This is a genomic window from Pseudoalteromonas sp. GB56 (genome assembly GCF_054923835.1).
The window spans coordinates 1890487-1913260 of record NZ_JBPCHK010000001.1 but is presented as its reverse complement, the minus strand read 5'-3'; the positions used below and the strand labels follow the sequence as shown (position 1 = coordinate 1913260).

32 protein-coding genes, 1 pseudogene and 1 riboswitch are annotated in these 22774 nt (G+C 40.9%); of the genes and pseudogenes, 4 read left to right on the top strand and 29 right to left on the bottom strand.

Annotated features, from left to right (window positions below; all coding sequences use genetic code 11):
* The first annotated feature begins 20 nt into the window (after positions 1-20).
* Together ACH19P_RS09120 and ACH19P_RS09115 are read left to right on the top strand one after the other, a co-directional pair.
* Positions 21-533, top strand: a complete 513-nt coding sequence (locus tag ACH19P_RS09120) for a glutathione peroxidase (protein ID WP_462158276.1) — start codon at positions 21-23, stop codon at positions 531-533.
* Complete coding sequence (locus tag ACH19P_RS09115; RefSeq protein ID WP_462158275.1) at positions 499-1473, top strand: 2-hydroxyacid dehydrogenase; 975 nt, start codon at positions 499-501, stop codon at positions 1471-1473. Before ACH19P_RS09120 ends, ACH19P_RS09115 begins: the two co-directional genes overlap by 35 nt.
* Positions 1474-1620: 147 nt before the next feature.
* On the opposite strand, the gene ACH19P_RS09110 is transcribed toward ACH19P_RS09115, so the two are convergent.
* The 24 genes from ACH19P_RS09110 to ACH19P_RS08995 form a co-directional block, all read right to left on the bottom strand.
* The gene (locus tag ACH19P_RS09110; RefSeq protein WP_462158274.1) at positions 1621-1884 is read right to left on the bottom strand and encodes a hypothetical protein; all 264 of its coding nucleotides are present in this window, start codon (positions 1882-1884) and stop codon (positions 1621-1623) included.
* Between the two features lie 93 nt (positions 1885-1977).
* The gene (locus ACH19P_RS09105; RefSeq protein ID WP_462158273.1) at positions 1978-2829 is read right to left on the bottom strand and encodes a GNAT family N-acetyltransferase; all 852 of its coding nucleotides are present in this window, start codon (positions 2827-2829) and stop codon (positions 1978-1980) included.
* Positions 2830-2988: 159 nt separating this feature from the next.
* Entirely contained in the window at positions 2989-3189 is a 201-nt protein-coding gene (locus tag ACH19P_RS09100; protein ID WP_462158272.1) for a hypothetical protein, read from the bottom strand.
* 122 nt (positions 3190-3311) lie between these two features.
* A complete protein-coding gene (locus ACH19P_RS09095) occupies positions 3312-3845 on the bottom strand; it encodes a hypothetical protein (protein WP_462158271.1) in 534 nt (177 codons plus the stop codon).
* 86 nt (positions 3846-3931) lie between these two features.
* Positions 3932-4207, bottom strand: a complete 276-nt coding sequence (locus ACH19P_RS09090; protein WP_462158270.1) for an ExbD/TolR family protein — start codon at positions 4205-4207, stop codon at positions 3932-3934.
* A 121-nt stretch (positions 4208-4328) separates the two neighbouring features.
* Positions 4329-4619, bottom strand: coding sequence for a hypothetical protein (locus ACH19P_RS09085; RefSeq protein ID WP_462158269.1), 291 nt, complete (start codon positions 4617-4619; stop codon positions 4329-4331).
* An 86-nt stretch (positions 4620-4705) separates the two neighbouring features.
* Entirely contained in the window at positions 4706-5146 is a 441-nt protein-coding gene (locus ACH19P_RS09080) for a hypothetical protein (protein WP_462158268.1), read from the bottom strand.
* A gap of 220 nt (positions 5147-5366) precedes the next feature.
* The gene (locus tag ACH19P_RS09075) at positions 5367-5768 is read right to left on the bottom strand and encodes a hypothetical protein (RefSeq protein ID WP_462158267.1); all 402 of its coding nucleotides are present in this window, start codon (positions 5766-5768) and stop codon (positions 5367-5369) included.
* Positions 5769-5866: 98 nt separating this feature from the next.
* Entirely contained in the window at positions 5867-6247 is a 381-nt protein-coding gene (locus ACH19P_RS09070; protein ID WP_462158266.1) for a hypothetical protein, read from the bottom strand.
* A gap of 66 nt (positions 6248-6313) precedes the next feature.
* Positions 6314-6562, bottom strand: a complete 249-nt coding sequence (locus tag ACH19P_RS09065) for an Imm32 family immunity protein (RefSeq protein WP_462158265.1) — start codon at positions 6560-6562, stop codon at positions 6314-6316.
* 108 nt (positions 6563-6670) lie between these two features.
* Entirely contained in the window at positions 6671-6973 is a 303-nt protein-coding gene (locus ACH19P_RS09060; RefSeq protein ID WP_462158264.1) for a hypothetical protein, read from the bottom strand.
* A 127-nt stretch (positions 6974-7100) separates the two neighbouring features.
* Complete coding sequence (locus tag ACH19P_RS09055) at positions 7101-7628, bottom strand: hypothetical protein (protein ID WP_462158262.1); 528 nt, start codon at positions 7626-7628, stop codon at positions 7101-7103.
* Between the two features lie 68 nt (positions 7629-7696).
* On the bottom strand, positions 7697-8260 hold the full coding sequence (locus tag ACH19P_RS09050; RefSeq protein ID WP_462158261.1) for a hypothetical protein: 564 nt from the start codon (positions 8258-8260) through the stop codon (positions 7697-7699).
* Positions 8261-8381: 121 nt separating this feature from the next.
* A complete protein-coding gene (locus tag ACH19P_RS09045; protein WP_462158259.1) occupies positions 8382-8723 on the bottom strand; it encodes a hypothetical protein in 342 nt (113 codons plus the stop codon).
* Positions 8724-8859: 136 nt separating this feature from the next.
* Positions 8860-9054, bottom strand: a complete 195-nt coding sequence (locus tag ACH19P_RS09040; protein ID WP_462158258.1) for a hypothetical protein — start codon at positions 9052-9054, stop codon at positions 8860-8862.
* Positions 9055-9161: 107 nt separating this feature from the next.
* On the bottom strand, positions 9162-9623 hold the full coding sequence (locus tag ACH19P_RS09035) for a hypothetical protein (protein WP_462158257.1): 462 nt from the start codon (positions 9621-9623) through the stop codon (positions 9162-9164).
* A 124-nt stretch (positions 9624-9747) separates the two neighbouring features.
* Complete coding sequence (locus ACH19P_RS09030) at positions 9748-9966, bottom strand: Imm27 family immunity protein (protein WP_182396567.1); 219 nt, start codon at positions 9964-9966, stop codon at positions 9748-9750.
* A gap of 110 nt (positions 9967-10076) precedes the next feature.
* Positions 10077-10394: a hypothetical protein gene (locus tag ACH19P_RS09025; protein ID WP_462158256.1), complete on the bottom strand. Its 318-nt coding sequence runs from the start codon at positions 10392-10394 to the stop codon at positions 10077-10079.
* Positions 10395-10503: 109 nt separating this feature from the next.
* Positions 10504-10872 carry a hypothetical protein gene (locus ACH19P_RS09020; RefSeq protein ID WP_462158255.1) on the bottom strand — a complete coding sequence of 123 codons (369 nt, stop codon included), beginning with the start codon at positions 10870-10872 and terminating at the stop codon, positions 10504-10506.
* A 143-nt stretch (positions 10873-11015) separates the two neighbouring features.
* On the bottom strand, positions 11016-11375 hold the full coding sequence (locus ACH19P_RS09015) for a hypothetical protein (RefSeq protein ID WP_462158254.1): 360 nt from the start codon (positions 11373-11375) through the stop codon (positions 11016-11018).
* Between the two features lie 90 nt (positions 11376-11465).
* Positions 11466-12071, bottom strand: coding sequence for a DUF2314 domain-containing protein (locus ACH19P_RS09010; RefSeq protein WP_462158253.1), 606 nt, complete (start codon positions 12069-12071; stop codon positions 11466-11468).
* Between the two features lie 123 nt (positions 12072-12194).
* Positions 12195-12563 carry a DUF6869 domain-containing protein gene (locus ACH19P_RS09005; protein ID WP_462158252.1) on the bottom strand — a complete coding sequence of 123 codons (369 nt, stop codon included), beginning with the start codon at positions 12561-12563 and terminating at the stop codon, positions 12195-12197.
* Between the two features lie 109 nt (positions 12564-12672).
* The gene (locus ACH19P_RS09000; RefSeq protein ID WP_462158251.1) at positions 12673-13410 is read right to left on the bottom strand and encodes a TIR domain-containing protein; all 738 of its coding nucleotides are present in this window, start codon (positions 13408-13410) and stop codon (positions 12673-12675) included.
* Between the two features lie 127 nt (positions 13411-13537).
* The gene (locus tag ACH19P_RS08995) at positions 13538-14323 is read right to left on the bottom strand and encodes a DUF2071 domain-containing protein (RefSeq protein WP_462158250.1); all 786 of its coding nucleotides are present in this window, start codon (positions 14321-14323) and stop codon (positions 13538-13540) included.
* Positions 14324-14688: 365 nt separating this feature from the next.
* On the opposite strand from ACH19P_RS08995, the gene ACH19P_RS08990 reads away from it, so the two are divergent.
* A complete protein-coding gene (locus tag ACH19P_RS08990) occupies positions 14689-15675 on the top strand; it encodes an integron integrase (protein WP_462158249.1) in 987 nt (328 codons plus the stop codon).
* A 105-nt stretch (positions 15676-15780) separates the two neighbouring features.
* On the opposite strand, the gene ACH19P_RS08985 is transcribed toward ACH19P_RS08990, so the two are convergent.
* Positions 15781-17103: a sodium-dependent transporter gene (locus ACH19P_RS08985; RefSeq protein WP_462158248.1), complete on the bottom strand. Its 1323-nt coding sequence runs from the start codon at positions 17101-17103 to the stop codon at positions 15781-15783.
* Positions 17104-17194: 91 nt separating this feature from the next.
* On the opposite strand from ACH19P_RS08985, the gene ACH19P_RS08980 reads away from it, so the two are divergent.
* Complete coding sequence (locus ACH19P_RS08980; protein WP_462158247.1) at positions 17195-17914, top strand: 4'-phosphopantetheinyl transferase family protein; 720 nt, start codon at positions 17195-17197, stop codon at positions 17912-17914.
* Here ACH19P_RS08980 and lysC read toward each other — a convergent pair.
* The 4 genes and pseudogenes from lysC to nhaD form a co-directional block, all read right to left on the bottom strand.
* Positions 17874-19229: a lysine-sensitive aspartokinase 3 gene (gene lysC / locus ACH19P_RS08975; RefSeq protein ID WP_462158246.1), complete on the bottom strand. Its 1356-nt coding sequence runs from the start codon at positions 19227-19229 to the stop codon at positions 17874-17876. The genes ACH19P_RS08980 and lysC overlap by 41 nt on opposite strands.
* A 79-nt stretch (positions 19230-19308) precedes the next feature.
* A riboswitch (Lysine riboswitch) is annotated at positions 19309-19482 on the bottom strand.
* A 122-nt stretch (positions 19483-19604) separates the two neighbouring features.
* A pseudogene (locus ACH19P_RS08970) lies at positions 19605-20587 on the bottom strand (2-dehydropantoate 2-reductase).
* Positions 20588-20757: 170 nt separating this feature from the next.
* A complete protein-coding gene (locus tag ACH19P_RS08965) occupies positions 20758-21210 on the bottom strand; it encodes an energy transducer TonB (RefSeq protein ID WP_462158245.1) in 453 nt (150 codons plus the stop codon).
* Positions 21211-21368: 158 nt separating this feature from the next.
* Complete coding sequence (gene nhaD, locus ACH19P_RS08960) at positions 21369-22616, bottom strand: sodium:proton antiporter NhaD (RefSeq protein ID WP_462158244.1); 1248 nt, start codon at positions 22614-22616, stop codon at positions 21369-21371.
* Positions 22617-22774: the final 158 nt, after the last annotated feature.

Below are 22774 nucleotides of genomic sequence, written 5' to 3'. Positions count from 1 at the left end.
TTAACGCCTCGGAGCACGCCATGGATAGTATTTATCATTTTAATGCCACACAACTAGACGGCCAATCCTATTCATTTAAACAACTACAAGGACGTGTAGTACTGATAGTAAACACGGCAAGTTCGTGTAATTTCACCTATCAATACAGCGCCCTTGAGCGCTTGTATCAAGATTACAAACCGCAAGGGTTTGTGGTGTTGGGGTTTCCGTGTAATCAGTTTGGGCGTAACGAATTGGGCGATAACGACACCATTAAACACTTTTGCCAAAGTACATTTAATGTTACTTTTCCGATGTTTAGTAAGGTAATGGTCAATGGCCCTGACGCTCACCCGCTGTTCAATTATTTAAAAGGACACACGCGGGGAATAGCTCAAAATCGAGCAATAAAATGGAATTTCACTAAATTTCTCATAAACTCTCAGGGACAGTTGGTAAATCGTTATGCCCCAAGAACGAAGCCTGACACGCTACGTTCTGTTATAGAGAGTCAACTCAATGAAATTAGCCCTATTCAGCTCGCAAAGGTATGAACAACACGCATTTGAGCAACATTGCCCTGTAGGCACAGACATACGCTTTTTTGATGTGAGCCTTAATACGCAAACTGCCTCGCTGTGTGAGGGCTATGATGCGGTGTGTGTATTCGTCAACGATGACCTAAATTCACACACAATGGCGTTGTTAGCACGCCAAGGCGTTAAACTTATTTTGCTGCGCTGTGCTGGGTTTAACAATGTCGATCTCAGTGCAGCCAAAGCACATGGGATAGCCGTTGCACGCGTGCCCGCCTACAGCCCAGAAGCGGTTGCCGAGCACTGTGTTGCATTGATGCTCACACTCTCTCGCAAAACCCACAAAGCCTATAACCGTGTTCGTGAAGATAACTTCGACTTAAACGGGCTACTGGGCTTTAACTTACACGGAAAAACGGTGGGCTTGATTGGTTGTGGCAAAATCGGCTTGGCCTTAGTCAGTATTCTCAACGGCTTTGGCGCACGAGTATTAGTGAATGATCCTGCGTCCCCATCGGGTAATTTTGAACTGGTAAGCCAACTTGAGTTACTGCAACGTGCTGATATCATCAGCCTGCACTGCCCTTTGAATGAGCAAACCTACCACATTATTGATGAGACTACGCTTGCGGCGATGAAGCCAGGCGTTATGCTGATTAACACAGGTCGCGGTGCCCTACTCGACAGTCGAGCTTGTATAAACGCACTGAAAACAGGGCACTTGGGCTACCTGGGGCTGGACGTATACGAACAAGAGTCCGAACTCTTCTTTAAAGATAGATCAGAAGAGATCCTCCAAGATGACGTATTCGCTCGCCTACTTACATTTAAAAATGTGTTAATCACAGGCCATCAAGGATTTTTCACCCAAGAAGCGCTCACGGAAATTGTGCAAACGACTTACTTTAACCTCGAACAATTTGCCAAAGGCGAACCGCTAGAGAATGAAGTTAAGTAGTGAATTGGCTTGGCGCATATAGAGAATCGAACACCTACGCTATATCACCCCTGCGTTTGGTTTAGCTTAGATGCGCGTTAAAACTGGCTTTGTAGACCTAGATTTGCTCACTTAGAAGTGGGCGTTGAATCTCCACTATGCTTGCTATTACTCAGACGCACCAGAGCCAGTTATACTGCTTGAAACCGCACTGTCGCCAGCCGTGTTTTTGGCAAACGACTGAACGCGAACGTTATTCTTATCTGATGACCGATAAAACAACCAAATTCCTATCGCCGCCGCAAATGGGATTAACCAAATAATGATAGCCTGCGCTACTTTTTGAAATGTCTCTAAGTCATCTCGTTTGAAGACAAGTATCGTCACCAAAAAGCTTAGCAACAAGTAAACAGCAGATAGTATCCATATCATTTCTATTTTCATAAACGCCTCTTATCCCTTAACGACTTGTTGCTTAGCTAGATAATTCTTTTAAAGTAATTACCTGTTTACGACAATCCTAGCTTATCCAATTTCAAACGACGTCACGCCAAACACACGATTTAAAGCTAAATCAGGAAACGCTTCTGTGTACATTCTGGCGGTTTCAAATGACACCTGCATATTATGTTTCTCAGCCAATGCAACTGCTGCATGATTAGTTTCGGGCGTATCAAGATAGATTACCTCTGATTCACTTACTTGTGCTTTTAAGGCAAGAAAAAGAGACTCGGCAAAATCTGGCGTGTCGGCAAACAGCGGGCCGATTTTATGCCCATTACGGCATTCACGTATGACGCCATAACCCGCCAAATTACCATTGTGGATTATAGCGAGTGCATGGCTATCTGGTTGGTTAACCCATGCTTTGGTAAACCTTGTCCTGTTAACAGGAAAAAATGGTTGCTCGTATGCCTCTATGGTCTCAATAGGTATCGTTGACAGTGCAACAATTTGTGAGTTGTTTGGAGGATTACCACCACCTAAACCTTCAAAGCGAATATTACGATACGCCAAATTGAATCCAGACTTTTTGTAGTTGTCTTGCTGCGCGACTACCCCATCAAGCCCTATATTAAGACCTTGCAAACGTTTGAGCCCAGCATTCCAGATTTCGATTCCATAACCTTTACCACGGTACTGCGGTTTAACAATGTAGAAGCCAATAAACCCAAACGCATTCTGATATTTGACCGCGGAAATGGTGGCGATAGGCTCATCGCCAAGATAACCAACAAGAAACCCCTGTGGATCAGCAGCAAAATAACAATCAGCATCATGCAGGCCTGGATTCCATCCTTCCTCTGCCGCCCAATCAATCATGATATGCATGTCCTCTTTGGACATCGTTTTGATTGTGAAGTTAGTATTTTGCATCTGTTTTCCTTTAGAAATGAAGGCTTCTTTGCTAACGCTTAGCTACGATGCAAAGTTGAAAAAGCGAGGGTCGAGTGAAACGACGAGCTTATTTAACTTTGCCCTAGTTTAGCAATTTGTTAGGTGAAACTTGGCTTTTGAACAGCACAACTAGACTACCTATTGTTTATCAGTTGCAGTTTCACTTTTGACGCATTCAAAGCCTTTTGAATCAAAGTGCTTCACATTATTTTCAGAACCACACTTTTCTAGCGCCATTTTATAATGATTTTTCTCATTAAGATTCTTCGCGATAGCACCTATTGCCAATATCGTAACAACAGAAAATGCAAGTATTGATAATTTTTTATTTCCACTCATGATAATCCCTATTTTTCACATAATACGCCAAAAAAGTGGCTGAAAATTGCTTTCTAAAAGTGTACAGCAAAGCGGAACTGCGCCAAGCTTTAGCAGTCCCAAATAAATTGTTTGTTAGGTTTTTAATACAACGAATTTTTATAACTAGATGTATACCCATGCTTTGTGTTTATATCATTTGGCCATTTATTAATAAGAATACTATTTAAATTTTCTGATATTGAAGTCCATTTTTCGTCATTTTTATAAATCTGAACCCTTATCATTAACGGCAGTGGAATATGTTCAGGTGAATCTCCAACTGCCCAAATTCTTTTGTCTGCATTTATCCATAACCCATCTTTTGAACATAAAGAAACATTAAACATATTTAGCGAATCGTCTCGCCTGATATCCTCAAAAAAGCGGAGCTCTTTTTCAATAGCAAAGTTTTTTAAGGTAATCCTTAATTCTTCCCATTCTGAAGTTTCTAGGTCAAGAACAACTGAATAGTTTGGAGTCCGCCCTATCATATTTTTTGAGAAATCTCCGCCATGACATTCTTCAATATAGCCTTCAGGTGTTTTACGCCCTTCTCCACAACCACAGAGCAAAATGAAAATAGAAATTAGTATGCAGACTCTCATGAAAACCTCACGCCTTACTAATGGGCGCATAAATGCTTGGCTAAACTGTGTAACGAAGGGGAACTAAGCCAAGCGTTAGCAATCTGGCACTTAATCGGCTTGTTATGTGATTTTACTCAAATCGATGCAATTGATATTTTTTGGCAACCAGAATCTTTTAATGTGTCCATGATAACTGGAATCTTTTTGTGCTCGATATTTTTATCAATCATCAAGATTACTTTGCCTCGACAATCAAAGTGTTTTTGAATATATGTCTTAAGATCATCAACTATTTTTTCATCAACAAACAATCCTTCGTTTTTTACTTCAATAATTAAATTATCAAATTCTCTAGCGTTCATAAAATTGGTATTCAATAGTAGAAAGAAAAACAAAACATATTTACGCACACCAAACCTCAGAATCACAAAACGCTTGCCTAACCGGCGCTGAAAAGCAGGCTAAAATTAGCGACGAAGGAGCGCAAGCCTGCTGTTTTTCGTCCTTTACTTTAGACACTTGTTATTTGAACTATTTACCGTGAAAAATAGACCAAAAGGTTTCTCTGGCTTTATGTAGACTCGTTAAATTTTCACCTTTTGAAATACAAAGTGCTGCCCCAGCGAATATTAGGATTAAGGGTAAAATCAAACTGAACATTTTGGCTTCAGCATCATTCCTTTCAACACCATTTAAATTAATGGTTACACCAGGGTCAAATAATGCTTCAAAAGCTGAGTAACCCAAGAGCACTCCTACACATATAAATAAAACACCAATTAGGCATAATGTATTTTTATAAACACTGACTGGTAAGTACACTCAGACCTCAAAGTTCATATAACGCCCCACTAAGGAACGAGTAATAGTTGGCTAAAATGTCTAGCGAAGCGAAACCGAGCCAACTGTTACGAGCCCCGTTTCAGTGGTTTGCTATGTGAAATTACACGTTCTCCATGAAAATTCCACCTGATTTGCATAGTTACTTCAGATATAGGCTGTGAAATAAATTCCTGAACTTTATCACAACGTACTACAACACCATCGGTGCTTAGAGGCACGAGTTGACCAGTCCAAGCTGAGCAATTAGCAATTAGTTTTTTTTCTTCTGTATATGCCTCAAATTCAACCGCCACACTCTTCCAAGTACTGCTACCTTTGTTACTTATAACACCTGAAATCTCTATCACTTCCCCCATATCTTTATAACTTTGAATGCTGAAATATAAATCATGGCTCGGGTCATAATACATATCAGGAATATCGCTTAAAAACAGTTCATCAGAGCTTATTGTCATCGACTCTCTTAACTGCTGCGCTTTTTCCATAGCATCTTCGAAGTCATTCAATCGATTCTTTTTTACTTATGTGATAGTGTGCTTCATCAACAATAGATATTCCCAGACCTAAAAGAACACCAATACCTAAGTATTTAAATACTGACTTCACGAATTTATCCCTTTCACATAACGCCCCGCTAAGGGGCAAATTGAGTGGGCTACACTTGCGCGAAGCGCCAGCCCGCGAAAATTTGTCCCGCCAGCGTAGTTGGCTACCTTGAGCGGCTTGTTAGGTTCGGTAGTCGGATACATCATTAACGTCAAAAAATGTTATCTGTTGTTTGTTTTCGAACACAAACTGTACTTCAGAACCGTAATCAAAAGATTTCACTGTAACTGAACAAATTTTTAGGCCATTAACACCTATTATGTCACCCACTAGAACATTTCTAAAAGTGCTTTCAAACTCAGGCATATCGTAATCAGTTGGGCCTTCATCTGCTTTTCGCCAAAAAATTATTCCACAGTCAAAGTACAACCTGTACCAACTTTCTTCGCACTTGAGGTAAATGGAATTTGCTCGCTCTACATCATTTTCGTTGTATCTACATTCTACACATACCAAATCATCCAGAACTTTGCCTTCCAGATTTGGCCAATCACCATTGACCTCAATTTGTTCAGTATTCATGTAGAACCTAACGCCGTTGTAACCGGCTAATAATAGTTGGCTAAAATTTGAGAGGCACGAACAAAGCCAACTGTTATTTGTCCGCGTTTACAACCTTGTTATAACCCCCATACCTGAGATGCCGAAAGAGCAATAGATAAAACCATGACTACAAAGGACAAGGAATTATAAAGTTTCCAGTGACCCTTTTGTTTTTTTGAAACTTTATAAAAAGTGAAAATAAAGCTAACAATAGAACCAAGTACCAAAAATGCTAATTTTTGCATCATGGGTGACCATGTAACATTTCCAGCACCTATGTGATGATTGAAGAAAGCAGCAAACCACAATAATAAAAGTGCATTGAATAGAATATAGAGTTCTTTAAAGCCAAACCTACTTTGCGATTCGCCGCAGAAAGGGCAAAAATAAGCTGTTGATTTACCAGCACTCACCATTTTAGGTAAAATTTTACTTTTACACTTTTTACAAGTAGTCATAGAACACTCTAACGTCTTCGGGGGTTATAACGCCGCTGACACGCGCTTGTAGCGTGCTCAGCCTTGTTAGAGGCTGTCAGCGTCTGGATTAAAGACGACGAAGTGAGCATCTCCATCGAACCTTTCATATACATCTCCGAGGTGCTCATGCTCCCATTTACTCCCCATCTCATCCATGCCGTCAGCCGACTTAATGAGAAAGGCAGCTATATCCCTAAGCTCCTCTGAGCTGGCCATCAAAGTGATCTCTGCAAGCTCAGATGAGGTCACTGAATCCAGGTCTGAATCTTGTTTTGTATATCCGTACAACTTCAATTGAGGTGCCTCTAACGCCGCAAATAAACGGCTAAAAATAGTTGGCTATAATTTGTGAGGCACGAACAAAGCCAACTGTTTTTTGTCCGCCCTTTTTGATTTGCCTTGTTATACGTTTTTACTACCGATTATTTTATGACAGGCATTAGTAACATCGGTGCGATAATATCGTATTGCTTCTGCCAGCTCCTCGTCTGCTTTTATGAGAAAATCAGTTGAGCAATTAGGACGAACATGCTTTAAAGGTAAATGGTCTGTTTCTGACTCAATAACACCGAATACATGATATTCAGTGTCCCAACATTGCCCATATTTTTTGTTACCAATACGCCAAAGTGCAACTACGTTATCTAAGTAGTTTTCATCGCTTTCAAGCAAAATCTTTGCGATTTTCGTTGCGTCTTCAGACATTTAATTAACACCGAACCATAGAAACGTATAACGCCCGCATAAGCGGCAAGAAACACTTGGCTAAAATTAGCGAAGAACGAGCGCGAGCCAAGTGTTACGCATCCACCCTTAATGCACTTGTTCGCATTCAACGACCAAAAACACCGACAAATGACTCTGTCAAAAACATAACCTTAGACGGAATTAAAATATTTCCATTTTTTATGCTGACTAGCCGATAGTCTGACACTGCTTTCGTTTGTTCTGATTCTTCTATGAAGATTTCACCACTTGCTAGAAATATATAATGCGTAACACCGTTAGATTCTTCAGTCGAAACATGACGTAATGAAAGCGATTCAAGGTTTGTAAAACCGCCTTCTTGCAATTTGAACATTTCAATTAGCATATAAGAAATATACTCTGAGTTAGTAATTTCTTTTAAATCTACTTCGGTTAACCCTTGTTCACTTAGATTTTCGATTAACTCATTTTTTGCTTGTTGAGACAATGTACCCGAGCGTTCTAATTGCGCTATGTTTTGCCACATAGATTGTTCTGGTTTTGAAGTGAGTTTATTGATATCAACGAAGTTTAAAATTGAACCATAGTCATTAGTTAAAACTGCCTTCAAATAACTTCTAGCATGTTCCAGTCCTTCATTGGATTGTGCCATAGTTTTATTGACTCCAAATATCAAAATGCATAGAAGTAGAGTTATTCGCATAGTTTCCTTCTTGAATGCTAACGCCGCCATATGGGGCGCACAAATGCTTGGCTAAAATTAGCGACGAAGGAGCGCAAGCCAAGCGTTTTGCGTCCAATTGCCATGATGGCCTTGTTACTTTCTTTACTAACTTCGACTTTTAAAATGCAATTATTCGATACGTATAAAGCCACTAACTTGCCTGATTTTAAAACGCCACCATTTGAAATTGTTTGGTGGTAGCAAGGCGAATTAACGTAATAATCAATTTCTATTTCTTTGTTAGCTATTTTAATCAAATCGCCAGGAGCATGTCCTTCTTTTGGTTGGGTGCGTAGCACACTAACTTTTCCTCTTATGATCTCAAACTCTTTTGACTGAAAAGACATGTAGGTTGAAACATGATTAATAATGATATAAAGCAAAATAATTGGAGCCATAACTGAAACTGTACCACCCCAAAACATAATAAAACGTCTTTTCGCATAATTTTTATTTTTATATGCATAAAACAGTGTCGCTGGTCCTAACACTGAAAATATTAAAAAGACTTTCACTTGTTCAAAACTAGGTAAAAAAGAAATTTGGTAGACTGTTTCCATACGCTCGATTCGATTAGAAAGCTAACGCCCTGTTAATGGGCAAAATTTAGTTGGCTATAATCTTGAGCGGAGCGAAATCAGCCAACTGAATTTTGTCCACTATTCAACAGCTTGTTAGGCGCTACTTTGTAAACTCGCTTTTCAATAGCTTACCCGTTGCCAGTTCTATATAACATTTAAAGCCAGCAAAGTTGTTAGCGACTACGAAATTGTTAACCAAATCAAAATCAGAGAAATTGACGTACGCATCGGAACTTTGCGTTGTTGGATTTTCCGCAACCCAGGTGACTGAGCCATCTGGGTTTAGACACTGCAAGTTGCGCGCAACAGAGTATTGGTCAAACTCCATATAGTCCAAAATAACATAGATTCTTTGATTCAGTTCCTTGGCATCCAATATTGAGTGCTGTAACTCAATAGTGTTTCCGTTTATCTCGATTCTATTTTTATTAAACTGAATCATCGAGTACGCCTAACGCCGCAATATGGTGCGCACAAAAGCTTGGCTAAAATAGGAACGAAGTGACGCAGCCAAGCTTTTTGCGTCCGTTTAATTATTGCTTTGTTATGTGCGATGTGCACAAACTCTACACTGCATCTTAATAACCATAATTGCTTGGATTTTTAAATATCATAGCAACGGTTTCGACTGCCGCTAAATGAGATAAACCAGTAGCTTCAAGAATTTGTATAGACAGCTCTGTATTTTTTGCCTTAATAGCTTCGTCAAATGCGTTAAGTTTCTTTAACGCAAACAATCGCTCGTTTACGGTCATTCCGTTTAAGTTTTCCATTTAACATTAACCCAACAAAAGCACATAACGCCGCAAATAAACGGCTAAAAATAGTGGGCTATAATTTGTGAGGTACGAACAAAGCCCGCTGTTTTTTGTCCGCACTTTTAATTTGCTTTGTTATATTGCGATTTACACAATACATTTTGATTAGCGCCGCTACCATACAGCTTTAACCTTTCTGTACCACCTGTTTTTTCAAAAAACTCTTGTAATGTAATTTCCTTTTGCTCGTAGCTCATTAGTTGCCAGAGGCCGTAAAAACCTTTGAACCAAAAGTAATAGAACACAGCTCCGACAGCTAACAGTAGATATACAGATTTACCTGCTTTTTGTTTGTACTTTATCCCGCAATAAAAAAACCAAATGCAGCCAAATATCGCCACAATAAAAAATGTAGAGAATGGAGTTATTACATTATAGGAGTTACTCCAAATAGAGCTTAAACAAGTAAAATCTCTGCCTGATACTATTGAGAAGATCAAAGTAATTTTAAAAAAGAAATACAACAGCACGGTAATGAACACCGCATATAAGATACCACTTTCCTTGCTTTCTTTTTTATTCAACGCTTGACCTTATAAAGCAATATAACGCCTTACTAATGGGCGCATAAATGCTTGGCTAAAATTAGCGACGAAGGAGCACAAGCCAAGCGTTTTGCGTCCTTTTGAGTAACTTGTTAGGTGTAAATTACACACCGAACTTAGTTTGCGCACAGGCTTCTGAAATTTGTTTAAGCTGAGGTTGACCTCCACCATGAACTTCAGAATTTGGGTAGCAATGCACCCAGTATTGTTTTGTGGCTTTATTGAAGTAAAGAGTGTCCCAACCAGTTTCGTCGGTTTTGACTTTTTCTAGGTTTGAATTGATATAGCTTTCTATTGCATCAATCCCTGAAATTTCACTCATACTTCCTTTACACCTAACGCCCCAATAAGGGGCTGATAAATGCTTGGCTAAACTTGTGTAGCGAAACGGAACCGAGCCAAGCTTTAGCAGTCCCGCGCTTAATTGGCTTGTTATATACCGCTTATTACAGCGATTAAAAAACTAGTTACAACAGCGCCTAAAAACCAAATTAACATACGTAAAAAGACCCGACCATATATACGCTTACCTTCGGCATCTTTAGGCCCTTTATAAAAGCCATTACTAATATGGACTCCTCGTTTATATTCTCGATGAATCTCTTTACCTATGACAAGATAAAAGATTGTGGGGAAAAATACGAGAGCACTTAACGCCCAAGAAAATGGAAGTGACAATGATTCGATTAGCACTCCGCTAATTACGATAATTCCACCTGCTACAAATGCTGATTTCTTCGATGCTTCCATAGGTATATAACGCTAAGCTAAGCGGAAAAATGCAGTGGGCTATAATGTGCGAGGCACGAGCGCAAGCCAACTGTAATTTTTCCGTTTAAGCGCCTTGTTATATTTTTAATTACACATAACTGACATTGTTATTATCTAGTTTTATGTACTTCTGTTTTTGAAGTTCTTTAATAATTTTATCAACATCAGAGTCAGAAATACCACCTTGAAACTGAAACATTGATTTAATAGAGTTTGTCAAAGACTTAACCTTTACGGGCTTTAACTTTGATAGTCGCTCCGTAACATAAGAAATATTATCTACTTCAGCTTCTTCAACTATTTTTTGAGGTGCTTTCTTTGTAGGAGGCTCTGCTCGTTTTTGAGGGTTAGAATTTTCCTCTTCTTTACGCGCAGTTTGAATTAGTAGCTGAGCAAGTCGGAGTTTATCTCTGTAATCCAATTGCTCACATGCTAACGCAATAACATCGTAGTTCATTAATACTTCCTTTTATTTATACGTGCCAAAATTCGATAAAAATATAACGCCCGCATAAGCGGACCAAAACGCTTGGCTATAATTTGCGAGGAACGAGCACAAGCCAAGCTTTTTGTGTCCGCCTCTTAATGCGCTTGTTAACCCTAAAATGCACTTGTTTTTTTAACCTTTGTTCCACAATACAAGCATGTGTAGTGGCGAGCAGAAACAACTCTATTGCACTTTTCGCACTTATTGGCAGGAGCAAAGGCACCATCTTGTTTCCCATCCCTAAGGTCGATTTCTTTCATTTTTGCAAGAAGTAACTCTTTGCTTATGCCAACTTCTTCGAGCAACTCGCACATCGACATACAAACAAGAGATAGGTGATCAACTTTACTCTGGAGTTGAGTAATATCAGCTTGATTATTAATCGCTTTACTATTTACAGAACTGGTGCGCTCCATCATTTCAGCTTTGTCTTTCTCGATACGAAACTGCTGAAAAATATCAAAAAAATCCATTTACACCTCTTTTAGGGTTAACGCCGCAAGCAAAGGCGAGCGCTTGCGCGAGTCCAGTAGCACGAAGTGCTACGATTTTGGCTTGCCTTGTTAGGCATTTTCTGGCCAAGTAAAATCTACAAACCTCTCAAGATCACGGACATACCCTTTAGGAAGCTTTCCGTAATCTCGCGTATAAATTTTAGCAAGACCTAAAATACTATACCCACCATAAGTTTTCCCTAAACGATCAACTAGCATCCAATCCTCGACACTCTCTAAATCAATACTTAAGCGTTCATAGACATCTTCGGGTACTTCTCCAACCGGATTGGATTCTAGCGACACAATAACATTTCCATCTTTTAATGAGTGTGCCAACCCCCAAACGTGCTCAGTCTCACCGCCGAAATCATAAGGAAATTTTATGTACGCTTCTTTTTTTCCTTCGTCTAATGCCTCAACGAATCTATTCAATTCTGCACGTGATCGGGCTATAAGTTCCTGAATTATCGGGTCATTTATGTCAACAGGAATCACCGATGGATCAGGACGTCCTTTCCAAAAACTAAGCATTATTGAAGGTAAAATAACCCAGCCTAGAATAACTGAAACTATAGCACCTACATTATCATTTAAACCGCAAACTTCGGTAGTAAACATTAAAAATGGGAACAGCGAAATCAAAGAAATAATCGCTACAATTACAAGCTTCATTGTGTTTTTCTCTTTCGCCTAACGCCCTGTTAATGGGCGGATTACGCTTGGCTAAAATTAGCGAAGAATGAGCGCCAGCCAAGCTTTAGACGTCCCATTTATAATTGCCTTGTTAGCTGAATTTTACCAAGGTTCGCCTTTTACTTTAGACATACGATCCCAAACATCTTGAGAAATATTGTTTCTCCACACTCCGGCGAGAAGCTTTTTAAATCTTGGCTGCGTTTTACACAATTCTTCAACCTGTGAAATATATAACTCGCCTCGCATACTTAGTGCGTCTTCTAGTGCTCCCGCGGCTAAAACAGCCAATGCAGTATCTGTTAAATCACGATCGTATGTTCGTATAACAAAATCCCATAATTCTGCGTGGCGTCTATCTAATACCAAATCGATAAGAAAATCATCTGTGTAATGATTTTCTTCTGAGTCTTCCCTGTCTGAATTATTATATTCTATCCAGTCGAGTATAAATTTTTCTGTAATTTCCATATTCTGCTAACGCCGCACTAAGCGGGCTAAAATTGTGGGTTATACTGTGGAGCGAAGCGAAACGTAACCCACTGTTTTAGTTCCGTTTAAGTGCCTTGTTATAAATCTATTACACGATATATGGATTTTCAAACTCAGTATGAAACTTAAAAACATTTCCACCTGAAGCATTTACCTTATAAGCCGTATTTCTTGCGAACACCTGAGGTAATAGTTTTTTAGCAGAGCCAAGTTCTAGTTTTAAGTGATTATCAACATCTAGATATTTAATAGCATCACCTTCAATAGCTTCATTTATTAACCAAGATTCCAATAAAACTACCTTGTCATTTTCATCGTAATTATCGTGATCATTAGCAGGTATTTTTCCTGATTCTTCACTTTTAGTATTAAAATTCCCCTGTAACTTCATAGCTTGTCTGATTTCATGACAAGCAGGGCCCAGCGAAGCTGCTATTTCTGCTTTATCTCTTTCTCCAGAGTATTTTGCAGGGGTAACACCAACTAAATCTGTTGGTATATGTAAATCAACATTGTCTGGCATGACAATAAAACATCTTCGTTTACCCAACTTTCCAATAAACAAGCCCAGCTCAAAAATAACATTATCTCGAACTGTATCACTCACAGTTCCTCGCATTTTAGTTTCATCATCAGGGCTAAAAACAAATATTCCAAAGTCAGACGAGTCAAGTGCTTCAGTTATAGAATCAAGTGGAGTTATTGATAAAGAAAAAACACCTTGGCTCCATATTGTAATATCTGCTTCATGCTGAAGGTTTACTTGCAATGGGTATGCAACATCTAGTCCTTCAACTGACGAAGCAACAAATACTTTTGGTTTCAATTAACACCTCGATTAGACATGATTTATAACGCCCGAATATGGGGCTGATAAAGCTTGGCTAAACTTGTGTAGCGAAGCGGAACCGAGCCAAGCTTTAGCAGTCCCACATAATTTGCTTGTTATATTTCTATTTCACCACTTTAGGCGGTAAATAAATAGTAAATTCATTAATAGGCTCAATAAGTACGCTATGCGCAACTTGCTGCTCTTCAAGAGTTACTAAACCTAATCGATTTAATAAACCAAAATTTGCAGATATAAGGTTTGCGGGAGAAACCTCTAATTGCTTGTGCCAAACGCGATAAGTCCCAAGTTTGCCATCACGACGATGATAAAAACCTGCCAGTGGATGAGTCAAATATACAAGTCCAGTTTCAGGATCAGGAAACCCAGATAACTCTAAAGGAGTGTCTTCAGTTTGAGATAACTCCACACTAGCCGGAGCCCATGTGGCTTCAGTAGTCATTTTATATTTACTGTATATTTGTTGTGATTCATCGAATTCACAATCAAATTTAACCTCACCGCTATACCATGGTAAATTCCAACAATACCTTGGCACTGCAAGTGTCCATGAATCTAAAGTGGTGCCTAAAAACCAAACGCAACGCTCATTTGTTTCTGTATCAACAATATATATTCGGTAATTGGTTTGTCCCATTGTGAACTTAGGAAATGGGAAAACTGCTGACGTAAAGTCAATATCGATAAAAGGAACAACAGAGATTAATGCTTTTTCTTCACCATTAATCATTAAAGTATCTAGTTTAAACCGTTTTGGAAAAAGTCCATCAAACCTCGAAGGGGCTACTGCGTATGTGATGATCGCAAAATGTTGTAATTTACAGAGAACATCAATCCCTTTTGGAGTTGGTCTTGGGTGAAGAAAATCTTTTAACTTTAATGAATCCAACGCTGAGTCTTCCTTGAAATATAACAGCTTATTAGTGCGAATTTCGGATAAAGGAAGTTATCCACAGGCCCAAAACTCTTAACAAATAAGTTTTTTATTTAATAATAGCAATAAGTTATCAAGTGGTTTGTTGTTGAGCAAGCTAATAAACGTTCGATAAAAACGAGCCATTACTTATTCGAGCCATACTAGGCTCGTTAAACTATTCAGTTTCGTAAAAATTTATTTATATAATCAATTAATTACAAATGAGAGCTACATAATCGTGCCAAAATAACTCATCACATAACGTGCCATTTGCTTGCAAAATAGCAGACGACTACATATAACTGTATATATATACAGCACCCATCAAGGAAAGCATAATGGGCCATTCACCATTTATAGAAACAGTCCGAGCGGAGCTCAGGACTCGGCGCTATAGCCTAAAAACTGAAAAGGTGTATCTCAGTTGGATTAGGTCGTTTATTTTATTTAACGATAAAAGACATCCCAATAACATGGGAAACCGAGAGATAGAACGTTTTTTAAACCATTTGGCAATGAATCGACAAGTCAGTCCCGCTACACAAAACCAAGCTTTGTGTGCACTTATATTTCTATATCGCTATGTGATCAAGCAAGAGGTTAAAGGGCTCAATTATTCCCTTACGAAAAAGGAACAAAGTATGCCAACGGTGCTTTCACATCAAGAAGCTGTTCGAGTGCTTGCTAATATGAGTGGGATCCATTGGCTAATCGCATCCATATTATATGGTAGTGGGCTAAGAATAAATGAAGCACTCAGTTTAAGAGTTAAAGATGTAAACCTTTCCAACAATACTGTGTTTGTTTTTAGAGGGAAAGGCCAAAAAGATAGGTACTCAATTTTGCCGAAATCACTCAATGAGCCAATAAAAAGACAGATAGAAAAAGTAAAAGACCTCCATTCTTTTGACTTGAGCCAAGGTTTCGGACTTACCTCATTGCCTCCATCTTTAATGCGCAAATATGGTAATGCGATTAAGGACTTTTCTTGGCAATACCTATTTCCTTCGACAACGCGATGCGTTCACCCATACGATGGCTATATATGTCGTCATCATATTCACGAATCTGCCTTTAGAAAGAATTTGAGAAAAGCAGTTATATCGGCGGATATCCCAAAACGTGTTAAAGCACACACTTTTAGGCATTCGTTTGCGACTGAATTATTATTGCATGGCTGCGATATTAGAACAGATCAAGAGTTGCTAGGGCACACAGATTTAAAAACAACTGAGATATACACTCATGTAGTGGGTTCGAGATTTTGCAACACCATCAGCCCAGTTGATCGAGAAATAATTAAAACCCATTTAGACAATGCCTGAAGATAGTGACTCAATGCCCTGATACGCATCAAAAAGGGCTGTAAAAACAGCCCTTTCTCTTTATTTAGTCAACGTAGTTATTTGATTGCCGCTATTTCATCACCACTATGTGATAGCCACATTAATAAACACAGCGCTCATCAGTATCGGGCACACAATGCGGATGTACCAAAGTAATAGCTTGATACCTTTGTGCTCTGATTGCGCGAGTTTGTTACCTCGATTCCACACCCAACCCAAGGTGAGGAAATAGAAAAGCCCCATCAGCGGCAGTTGGTACTGGGTGAACACTTGAATCACCAAACCAAATAACCAATCGAAGTTGGCGATAATGGTCGCTGAAGCTATAAATACAACCAGCGTTACCAACCAAGTAGATAGCTTACGGCTCAGACCGTGGTTTTCGACTAAAAATGCCACGGGAATTTCAGTGGATGAAATCGTTGAAGTCACTGATGCTATCGACATCAACACGAAAAACGCCAACGCCACAAACAAACCAATAGAACCCATAGCTTCGAATAATTGTGGCAATACAGCGAAAATCAATTGCCCCTCGCCTATCAACTTGCCGTCGGAAAATACCTGCACGCCGTTGTGGTTGGCCACAAATATCGCAGGCACGATTAACAAGCCTGCCAAGAACGCCACAGAGGTATCAAGTGCTGCGACGCTTAGGGTCAACTTGCCCAAGTTTGCACCGGGTTGAAGATAGGAGCCATAAATCATCATACAGCCCACACCGAGCGACAATGAGAAGAACGCTTGGCCCATGGCGGCGATGATCAAGTCTGCATCCCATACTTTGGTGAAATCAGGCTTAAGGTAATTTGCGAAGCCTTCGCTGGCACCATCTAGAGAACCAATATAAAAGATCAGGCCAATTAAAAGTACGAGTAACAAAGGCATCAAACGACGAGACCAGGTTTCAATACCCGACTTCACGCCTTTAAGGATAATGCTGGCCGTGAGCAACAGCATCAATGGCGTAAAAATAAGGTTGCGCGTAGTTGAATCACTACTGAGGAAGTTTGCCGCATCTTGCATCCCCGCTAACTGAGCAATTGGTGCTAAGGCATGCGATAACATCCAACCAGCAACAATGGAGTAGAAGCTGAGCATCACAATCGCCCCAGCCAAACCCAAGTAGCCTGCACCTGCTCCAAGTTTGGGGGCTTTGTCTTGCCAAGCACGCTTAAGGGCCACTACCGGATTCGCCTGTGCACTGTAACCAATGTACAACTCAGTGAAGAGCGCTGGCAGTGCAAGAGCAAATATTACGATAAAGTATACGAGTAAAAAGGCACCACCACCGTGGTTAGCCGCTTGAGTAGGAAAACCCCATATATTTCCAAGGCCTACTGCTGCGCCGGCAGCTGCCAGCACAAATCCAATACGGCTTTGGAAGCCGTCACGCTTAGTCGTCATTAGCAGGAATTTCTGTTATTGTTTTGCGACTATTAAACCACACTTACTGTGAACAAAGTAGTCGCTGCGACGGATATCGAACCAAGATTTTATGCTACATCCAGACTATCAATTTCAACCTTTACCAATCGGTCAAAGTATTAAGAGCCAGTCACTCAAGACCAGCTCCACTTTATTGACCCTGACGCAGGCGAAAGACATGCATAACAGCCATTTGCATGAGAACGAATTAGCCGTGCTAGCGCGTCGAAAACAACCTAAAGCACAGCAAGAATATTTGGTAAGTCGTTGGTGTATCAAAGAATTGGTTAAAATATTAAAGCCAGAATACGCGTCGCTGCCCCACAATCAGTTAGAAACACGCTTTAACGAACAAGTAAAACAGCTTCAGGTCTATGCTAACAACGACCTACTGGATATCAACGTGGTTATTAGCCACTCACATCAGCATGTGGGTGTTGCGGCAACGTTGAATGCCCAAACCGTATTAGGCTTAGACATCGAAAAAATTGACGAGAAGCGCCCATTTCAAAAGCTCGCAGCGCATTTTTATCCAAAGCAGGAAGCAACCGAGATTGGTGATAACGTAGATATTTTCTTTCGCGTATGGACGCTCAAAGAAGCCTATGCCAAAGCGGCTAAGCAAAGTATTAGCACCCTACTTAGCCAACCCATTTTGCCCTTGTTAGAGAACATACACGCGCAGGTGTTATGCGAACAATGGCAGCAATTCGATGTCTCGTTAATCACTGCCACCGAGCGAGTTCAATTTATTGACCTTGCTCCAACAACTGTTGGTGAATCGCTTTAACCACGTCGTCTGATTGCGATTGATCCACCAAGAAGCACAAGTTATGCTTTGACGCACCATGACAAATTAAGCGAATATCAAAGCCAGACAACACTTTCATCAGATTCAACTCGCTTTGGCGTAGCTGAATTTCTGAGCCAATTAACCCTACTAATGCTAAGTTATTTTCAACCGTTACATGGCAGAACTCGCCGAGTCTATCCAGTGCTTCTTGGTCAAGCTCTGGTCGGCTTGCATTAGGCGCATTATCCAACGTTACAGCAACACTGATTTCAGACGTGGTGACCAAATCAACGGAAATCTTATATTCGCTCAAAATAGTGAATACGCGAGCTAAGAAACCACTCGCTAACAGCATTTCAGGGCTTTTTAGTGTTAATAATATTTGATTTTTACGTTGGGTGACCGCTCGTACCCCCGCGATAATCTCTGCACTGGGAACTTTTTCAATCCAGGTACCGCCACCTTGGGGGTCTTTACTTGAACCCACAAATACGCCAATACTGCTGCGTGCTGCTGGTAAGATAGTCGCTGGGTGCAATACTTTGGCGCCAAAGGTCGCCATTTCTGCTGCCTCATCGAACGTGAGATGAGCAATCGGGCGTGCCTTTTCACATACACGTGGGTCAGTGCTGTAAATGCCTACAACGTCTGTCCAAATATAGATAGCATTTGCGCCAGTGGCCTCGGCAATTAAAGCCGCACTGTAGTCTGAACCACCGCGGCCTAGCGTTGTTGTATCGCCGTATTCATCACTACCAATAAAGCCCTGCGTAACAACCACATAATCATTGAGTAGCGGCACCAGCTCAGCTTGAGCGCGGGTGCGTGTTTGCGCTACATCCGGGGATGCTTTGGAAAATTGGCTGTCGGTTTTAAGTACTGAACGAATATCGAAACGCGTCGACGATACGCCCTTATCACGGAGCACTTGCGTAAATAAGTAAGAAGATAAACGCTCACCAAAGCTGAGTAGTTCGTCACGTTGTGCATTTGTTTGAACTGGCTTTAACGCCGCACTGCGAAACGCATTGAGCGTGTTTTCAAAGCCATGCGCTAAATCAGCATCAAGGCTGAGGTATTCGAGGATATTTAATTGAATTGCAACCACACCGTCGACGTGTTGCTCACGTGTTTCGTCATCAATATTACTTTGGCAAAGCGCCACAAGGTGATTTGTAACGCCGGCACTGGCGCTTACGACGACAATACGAACATGGTTATCAGCTGCAATGATATCTGCACAACGCAGCATCGCTTGGTGATCTGCAACTGAAGTGCCGCCAAACTTAGCGACGGAAAATTCCTGATTCATTTTCTCTCCGAGATGAAAAATAGTTTATTTTTCAAATACAATCAGGAGAACTTGGCAAGACGATAAAAGAAGTGTGTCCATTGCCAGAAGCCCTCCACCCAAAACAGGTGACAGTTCCGAGGATTCAGCCTCAAGAACCGAGAGCCATTGCGACGAACAATGCACTCCCTCGGCGATAGTCTCCCTCATAAACGGTCATCGGCATTCGTCTGCCTCGCGTTTACTACCTAGCTATCGCACCTCTTCTGTTGATACCAATACTTTTAAAAGCATTGATACTGCATTCTAGCGAGCATGCGCCAGAACGAGCATGCAATGTAACGTTTGGATGGCTGGATGTCAATTGTGCAAAAGCACTTGTCATGAACTTATTTGTTACGATTTCATAACAGCGAGTCGGGTTATATCTACCGTTTCGCCGCGCTCTAGCTTATGGATGCTCTGAACAATAGCTTGGTTGATTGGAGTGGGCACATTATGCTGAGCGCCAAGTTTAACTACGGCACCATTGAGGAACTCAACTTCTGTTTTCTACCCACTTGAATATCTTCCCACATCGAAGAGCGCGCTTTGGGGTCTATGTCTAGCATCGCCGATGCCACCCGTTTAAATAGCCAATTAGGTAAACTTAAAATCACCGGCACTTTTGCAGGCTTCACCTTGGTAAACTGCGCTAATTCACAATCCATCGCCTTCGCTACTGCAATCCATTCGCGCATCGCGCCTGCAAGCAAGCGGCGAATCGCGTGATTCTCAAGCTCAGCTTTAATCGGCATATCGGCAATAGCGTTGAGCGCATTATTGAGATTTAAAAGCAGCTTGCCGAACACGATAGGTTTCATATCATCATATATATGACAGCCAAAACCACTGTCTTGAAGTGTCTGAGCAATGAATTGCGTGTTATCACTTTGCTCAAAGCAAAACTCGCCTTGCGTTCCTTTATGAAAGTGCGCGCCGTTTTGCAACACGTTAAAGGGGGTAATACCAAACATACACCTACGCTGTGCCATTTGCGTCTCAATAGCATCGAAACAGCCTAACCCATTTTGCATAAAAATAAGTTCTGATTGAGCATGCGTGATACGTAACAACTGCTGTGCTACTTCAGGTAATTGGTGACATTTAACAGTAACAAACACCACATCAAACTGCTGGCCAGTGGTATCAGTCAGCAGGGCGTCAGGCATAATTCGTTTATCGAGCCCTTGATAGTCGGTAATGTGGATGCCGTTGTTTTGCTCAATGGCGCTTTTTATGCGTTCTCTGCACACAATCGACGTTGATAAATTGGCCGCACTGAGTAAAGCGGCTAAGTAACAACCGGTGGAGCCTGCACCAAATACAGCAATTCGCATAATTCAATCTTAATCAACGTGTTAATGGGTATTATAGTGCGTCAATCGCAAAGTCTTATCAATGTGGATACAAGGTAGGATTGTATTAATTTGTGTTGGTTTTATCCCCACAGACAAATCAGGATGGGCAGCAGAGTAATTCACTGACTCTGCTGCAAACAGTAAATTAGTTAGTCAGCGGCACACGGTTTTTGCGCTTGTAGTTCACACAAAGCAGCCGCTTCTTCTAGGGACTCGCCCCCCATGCAAAAATCTAAACGAATTCGCTTGGTTTCAGCACGGTCTTGCCCACCTGTTTGATTTTGCCATTTGAACATATTCACGACTTTTTTCGTCGGCTTAGACATCAGGCGTTTTTTATCCGGAACGGAAGAAACTAAATGGACATGCTCAGTGTGACCTTTATCATCAACTTCAACATCCAATATCGCACAACCTGAGGCGCCAATTTTTGCTAGTTCTAATGGATACAGTGGACTCACTTGCTTTGTACGCACCCAAATCGCGTCTTCTTTGATCGGGTCCAAATGGGTAAGTTTAACGTCGGCATAATTAACTTTAGCTGCGTGCGCACCACTCGTGGCAAGTAAAAGCACGCAACCAAAAAGTAAAGGTCGTTGCATAATCATCCTTAATTTATCACTTATTTTTTATTGAATTTACAATAACAAACAAATGGTTAAATGCAAACTAGGCGAAAAGCGTACTCGGTAGTACCCACAAAAAAGCCACTGAGGAATCAAATCCCAGTGGCTCTTCTATTGCGGGCGACAGAGTATTTTTACACAAATGAACCCATCGCGTACGAGCCTACATACCCGACTGAATAAGCAATCAGCAAGTAAAAGGTATTACGTAAGTAGCTGCCGAATGTAAGGTCGCGAACTTTACTCATTGCGATAATACCCGCGGCAGAACCAATAACCAGCATCGACCCACCCACACCTGTCGCGTAAGTAAACGCAAGCCAGTTTTGCGTATCCATTTGGATGTCGGCTTTAAGCAAAGCGGCTGTCAAAGGTACATTATCGACCGCAGCGGATAGAATCCCCATTAAGTAGTTTGCTTGATTCGGTGCCAACACTTCATACAAATGGGTAAATTGCGCCAGCACACCCACTTCTTTTAGCGCACCAACAAGTAACAACACGCCTACAAAGAACAATAAGGTGTCGTATTCAATCTCACGAATGAAGTCGATGATCTTCTTATTGACGTCCTTTTTGCGCATCAAAAACTGCGCTGTTAAGAACATGAGTGATAAACCAAATAAAAACGTCAGTAACGGCGGTATTTGATACAGCACACTGAGGGTCAGTGTGCCGACGATGGTCGATAAGAAAATCGTAGCAATGGTGATGTCCGTTTTCTCAATGCGCTTTTTCTCACCCAGAGCAAAAGTAACAGTGCCTTTCATCTTCATTGACAGTAAAGTCGCCAAAATAATTACACTAAATGCAGCCGGGGCAACCAGTAACAACAAGTTGCCAATGGTGACTTTATCTGCGAGGAAAATCATCAAGGTTGTTACATCACCGGTGATCAACGACACACCACCTGAGTTGACCGCAAAAATAATCAGTGTGGCGTATTTAACCAGCTTTCTACCATCCAATTTTAATGACATTACAACGGCTAAAGACACCAGCGTTGCCGTGATATTGTCTGAAATTGACGAGAATAAGAAAGCGAAGCCAGCAATAAGGAACATAAGCTTACGCTCACTGATTGCGCTTGGAAGTACACGCTGCACCAAGTTTTGAATAAAGCCTTTTGAGTTGAGGTAGGCAACAAAAGTCATTGCCGCCATTAAAAACAGCCACAAGGTCGCTATTTCTAATATGTTTTCATTCAATTCATGCTTGATGTGGTCAACAGAATGACCGTGGAGCGGCGAGATAAAGAGGATAATCCAGCACAGAGTACCGAAAAACAGCGTGGTTTTGGCTTTATTTACATGGATGACGTCTTCCACAACAATAAGCACGAATGCCACGGCAATGAGCGTCAATATGAGCGCACTGACCATTTTGGGTTAAATTCCTTGCGACGAGCGAACTAAAAATGTACAGCTAAGTTTATTGACCGCACCCGAACACACACAGGTGTACAAATAACAAACTTAGTGGCACCATGAGTTATTAACAGACCGTTACAGCCTGCAAGCGGCGCGAATTCTATCACCAC